At 70.1% G+C, this 4,619-nt stretch carries 5 protein-coding genes; 2 read left to right on the forward strand and 3 right to left on the reverse strand.

Features of this window, described 5'->3' with window-relative positions:
• Nucleotides 1-28: 28 nt before the first annotated feature.
• The 3 genes from ACWGIF_RS17570 to ACWGIF_RS17580 form a co-directional block, all read right to left on the reverse strand.
• The gene (locus ACWGIF_RS17570; protein WP_453497899.1) at nt 29-406 is read right to left on the reverse strand and encodes a hypothetical protein; all 378 of its coding nucleotides are present in this window, start codon (nt 404-406) and stop codon (nt 29-31) included.
• Nucleotides 407-885: 479 nt separating this feature from the next.
• Nucleotides 886-1,338: a hypothetical protein gene (locus ACWGIF_RS17575; protein WP_453497902.1), complete on the reverse strand. Its 453-nt coding sequence runs from the start codon at nt 1,336-1,338 to the stop codon at nt 886-888.
• Nucleotides 1,339-1,649: 311 nt separating this feature from the next.
• Nucleotides 1,650-2,921 (reverse strand): serine hydrolase domain-containing protein, encoded by a 1,272-nt coding sequence (locus ACWGIF_RS17580; RefSeq protein ID WP_453497904.1) that lies wholly within the window; start codon nt 2,919-2,921, stop codon nt 1,650-1,652.
• Between the two features lie 240 nt (nt 2,922-3,161).
• Here ACWGIF_RS17580 and ACWGIF_RS17585 point away from each other — a divergent pair, with 240 nt between their 5' ends.
• Nucleotides 3,162-3,473: a hypothetical protein gene (locus tag ACWGIF_RS17585; RefSeq protein ID WP_453497907.1), complete on the forward strand. Its 312-nt coding sequence runs from the start codon at nt 3,162-3,164 to the stop codon at nt 3,471-3,473.
• A 511-nt stretch (nt 3,474-3,984) separates the two neighbouring features.
• Nucleotides 3,985-4,470 carry a lamin tail domain-containing protein gene (locus tag ACWGIF_RS17590; RefSeq protein ID WP_453497910.1) on the forward strand — a complete coding sequence of 162 codons (486 nt, stop codon included), beginning with the start codon at nt 3,985-3,987 and terminating at the stop codon, nt 4,468-4,470.
• Nucleotides 4,471-4,619 lie beyond the last annotated feature (149 nt).

Raw genomic sequence — 4,619 nt, forward strand, 5'->3', positions numbered from 1 at the left:
TCACCGGATACCGCCGCCGACGGACAAGCTAGTACCAGTAGCTCAGGCCCGGCTTGTACGGCGTCAGGGTCCGCTGGCTCACGACGCCGCGGTAGGTGTACCAGCCCCATTTCTTGCACATGGTCTGATAGCTCAGGGTGTTGTACGCCCCGGCTCCCACACGGACGCGCGGGTAGATGACGTTGTCACCCCAGTCGCCGCCGGCAGGCCCACTTGAATAGGCATCCACTCCCCAATAGACCCCGACCACCGATCCACCGGCCGGGCAGTTCCAGTTGCCGAAGTTCACCCAGACATTTCCCCCCGTCCAGGCACTCGCCGGAGCGGCGCTGAGGCCGACCACCCCGGCTGCCATCATTGAGCCCGCCAGCAGGCCGCGGGCCTTTCGCAACAACGATCCACGCATGAGACCTCCCCTGGGCAGCTACGCACCGTCGCGCACCTCGCCCTGTCGGGGAAGCTTCCCACCACGGCCGGATGATTGTCGGACTTCTCACGAGATTGATTGAAAGTCGAACATAAGTCCGATCTTCGACCATTTATCCCGCACTCCCCCGGCCAAACCTGCTGGACGCCCAAGCCGCCGACCACCGAGCATGGCCCGTCATCAACGCGCACGCCCAGCCCCGCCTCACCCGCCCGCTCTCGCGAAGTCGTGCCGGCGCGCCGGGGAACCGAGCGGACCTCGACCGGGCGCTGCGAGCCCTGCGCATCACTGCAGGGATGCGTCACGACGGGGCGAACGTCGCCTGATGCGGCACGAGTTCCACGGCAGCAGGTCGAGGCTGGCGGCGGCGCCTTTGTCTGGTCGGGCCGGCCCGGGCGCGGGGCCGCGTCAGGGGCGAACGGCGCCTCGGCCGGGGGGCCGGGCCGGGCGGGGCCGCGTCAGGGGCGGCGGTCCGGCTCCTGCCCGGCGTCAGCGCCTGCCCGCATCCACAGCGGCGGGATTCTGCCGAGCATTACGAGCCGGTGGCGTACGGCCATGACGACCACCGCCGTTGCGAGGATGACCACACCGCCCAGGCGCAGGATCGCGTCGTAGGCGTCCTCGGGCAGCCGCTGCGGCGTCATCGCCGTGATGGCCGCCGCCGTCCCGGCCAGGGCGATCGCACCCGGCGTGACCAGGAACGTCAGCAGCACGCCCGACGCCTCCCCCGCCCGGGCCGGCGCGACTACCTGCTGGGTCGCCACGCTGGAGAAGGTCCAGCCCAGCCCCAGCCCGAGGCCGCACCACGCGAACACCGGCACGTACAGCCACCAGGCGCCGACCTCGGCCAGGGCGTACATCCCCGTGCCCGCGACGGCCCCCGAGAGCGCCATCACCGCGGTCGGCCGCATGTGCCGGGCCGGCCTCACCCCGAGCGGAGCGGCCCGCTGACCCGCCACCAGCAGGGCCGGGGCCAGGCTGGTCGACCAGCGGGTGCCCGGCCGGCCGCTCCCGTACGAGGAACAGCCCGCCGGCCACGACCGCCGCCGTGAGGGAGGCGAGGGTACGGGTGCTCGCCCAGCCCCAGGCGGTGGAGCGGATGACCACGGCCCACAGCCCGGTTCCTTGCCAGAGGCCCCGGCGCTCCCCACGTGGGGAGGCAGCGCCGGGGCCGATGATCGGCCACCGCCAGGCCCACCGGCGGTGGACGTGTGCGTCCGGCTCAGCCGGAGGGGGCCGGTGTGGGGCAGTACTCGGCCTCCATGATGGCGTTCGGGGCTCCCACGCTCCAGTCCCCGTTGCGGTTGTAGGCGAGTTGGTGGCGGCCGTCCTCGGTGGTGACGGCCAGGGAGGTCGACCCCACCATGCCTCCGCCGTGGCCCCAGACCGTCGTGCCGCAACTCGTCCGGAACTTCGTGATACCGAGCCCGTAGGACATGTCGGGGCGTTCGGGGGTCGAAACGGTGGTCTTCATGGCCTTGAGCTGTTGCGGCGGGAGCAGCTCGCCGCGCAGCAGGGCGCTGTAGAACCGGTTCAGGTCACCGGTGGTGGAGATGATGTCGCCGTCGGCCCAGCCCTGCGACCCGTTCATCTCGGTGACGTCGTCGATCCGGTCGGGGGCCGACTCGAAGAGCTTGGAGTAGCTACGGCTGCTGGGGCGGGGTATGTGGATGCTGTTGCCGGGGTTGGAGGTGGCCCTGAGGCCCAGGGGTTCGATGATGCGGTCGCGGACCTCGGCCTCGTACGTCCGCCCGCCCGCCTTCTCGATGATCAGCCCGGCCAGGATGTAGTTGGTGTTGGAGTACGAGAACTTGGCGCCCGGCTTGAACAACGGCTCGTGGGAGAGGGCCACCTTCACGTGCTTCCTGGGCGGCAGGGTGTCGTACCGGTGCTGGAGGTAGCCCTCGCCCCGTATGTACGTGTCGAGGTACTCCTCGTCGGCCAGGTAGTCGTAGAGACCGCTGGTGTGGCTCAGAAGCCGGCGTACGGTGATCTTGCGGCCGTCGTTGCCGTTGCCCCGTACCAGGCCGGGGAGATGACGCTCCACGGTGTCGTCGAGACGCAGCTTCCCCTCCGCCTCCATCTGGAGCAGGACGGTGGCCACGAACGTCTTGGTGATGCTGCCGACCCGGAACCGGTCGTTCGTGCCGCGCGGCGCGCCGGTCGTCAGGTTGCCGACACCCGACGTCGACTTCCAGACGCCGTTGGCGTCGCGTACCTGGGCCGTGATCCCGGGGATGCCCCCTTTCACTTCCGCGTCCATCGCACGCCGGGTCGCCTCGTGCCCCGTCGCCTCGTGCCCCGTCGCCTCGTGCCCCGTCGCCTCGTGCCCCGTCGCCTCGTGCCCCGTCGCCTCGTGCCCCGTCGCCTCGTGCCCCGTCGTAGCGGGTGCGGTGTCCGAGGATGCCTGGGCGGGCGCCGCGAGGGCGGTGGCCGCCATCGCGGCCGCCAAGAGACCCACCGCGCCGACGCGTGCGGTCTTCCGTAACGCCATGCTGTGCTCCTAACCGTTCGCCGTGCTCCCTGGTACGTACTCGTGCGGCTCCCGTGGAAGCAGCAGGGTCCGCTTTCACTCGACAAGACCGCACATGATCAGCGGATGGTTGAGCGAACCCCGCGATCGGCCGGTTCACGGGCCAGCCCACCGGCATTCCGAAGGAGCTCCCCGTACGGCAGTGACCCGACTCTCGCTAGGCTCCTGCGGCATCACCTGCATCCCGTGCCGGAGGAAGCCGTGGACATCCGAGAAGCACAGAGGCTCGCTTGGGCCAACAAGATCGAGAAGGGGTTCAACACCACCGACGTGGCCCTGGAGTTCGGCCTGCTGACTGCCGAGGTGGGCGAAGCCTTCACCGCTTGGCGCAAGGGCCTGCCGGACTTCGGCGAAGAACTCGCCGACGTCGTTCTCTACGTCGCCGCCCTCGCCGAGATGAACAACGTCGACCTGGCCGCCGAGGTCGAGCAGAAGATCATCAAGAATCGGGCGCGTGTGTACGAGCGCAACAGCCGGGGCGTTCTCCTCCGCGTCGACGAAGCCGGCGAGTGACGTCCGGCCCTCGCACCGCCTCGCACCGCCTCGCACCGCCTCGCCTCGGCTCCCCGCTCCCCCGTCGCCGGGACGGCTCCACTCGCCCACCTGCACTCCGGTACGCGGCGTACACCTCCGGCAGGCGAGCTCGCACGCCAGAATCGTTTCCGCAGACCTATGCGAAAAGGCGGTGAGGCGGCTGTTACAGGGGCCTGCACCCGTTCGGCGCAGGGAGGAAGGGTGTGGCCGAGGGTGGACTTCCATGGCAGGCACGCCGTGTCCGCAGGCCTCCCGCGGACGCGAGTCGCATGCGGACGTCGGGGACGTCAACGCGGCTTGACGGCTGTCCGATACAAGGGAGAGTTACGGACATATCCGGATTGCGCAACACGAGACGAATAGGCGGCATTTACCAGCGAACGGGCGCCAGAGTATGGCTCCTCGGCAGGACGCCGGGGAATCGCTCCAAGCCCGCCGGCTTGCACGAGGCCGGGCCGGGCTGTCTGTTGAAGTTGAAGGGGTCATCTTCATGTCTGCTTCTCTCGCCACCCGCCGTGCTCTCGCCGCACTCCTGGCCTCCGGCACCCTGATCGGCGCGGCCGCTCTGCCGGCCGCCGCCGACGACGACCACCGGCGTGACCACCGCAGCTCTCGCTCCTCGATCGTCATCGGCGGCGTCCAGTACGACGGCCCCGGCCGCAACGACCGCTCCAACCGCGCCCTGAACGGGGAGTGGGTCGAGGTGAAGAACACCGGCCGCCACTCCGTCAACCTGCGCGGCTTCACCCTCACGGACCGCGACGGCAACCGCTACCGCTTCAACGACTTCCGCCTGGACGGCCGCTCCAGCGTCAAGGTCCACACCGGCAAGGGCCGCGACACCCGCCGCGACGTCTACCAGGACCGCCGTCAGCAGGTGTGGGACGAGCGCGACACGGCCACCCTCCGCGACAACCGCGGCAAGGTCGTCGACACCGAATCCTGGAACCGCCGCGGACACCAGCACCGCGGCTGATCCAGACCGGCGGCCACACCCACGGGGACGATGAGCTGCCGGCCACTGAGGGCGGCGTGGCACCGCGAACCAGCCGGGGGACGCCCAGCCCCAGGCCGGGAGAAAGAAACCCCCAGGCGACACGCGGCGAAAAACAACCACCCCCCCGA

It is taken from the genome of Streptomyces sp. NPDC054849 (genome assembly GCF_053610945.1).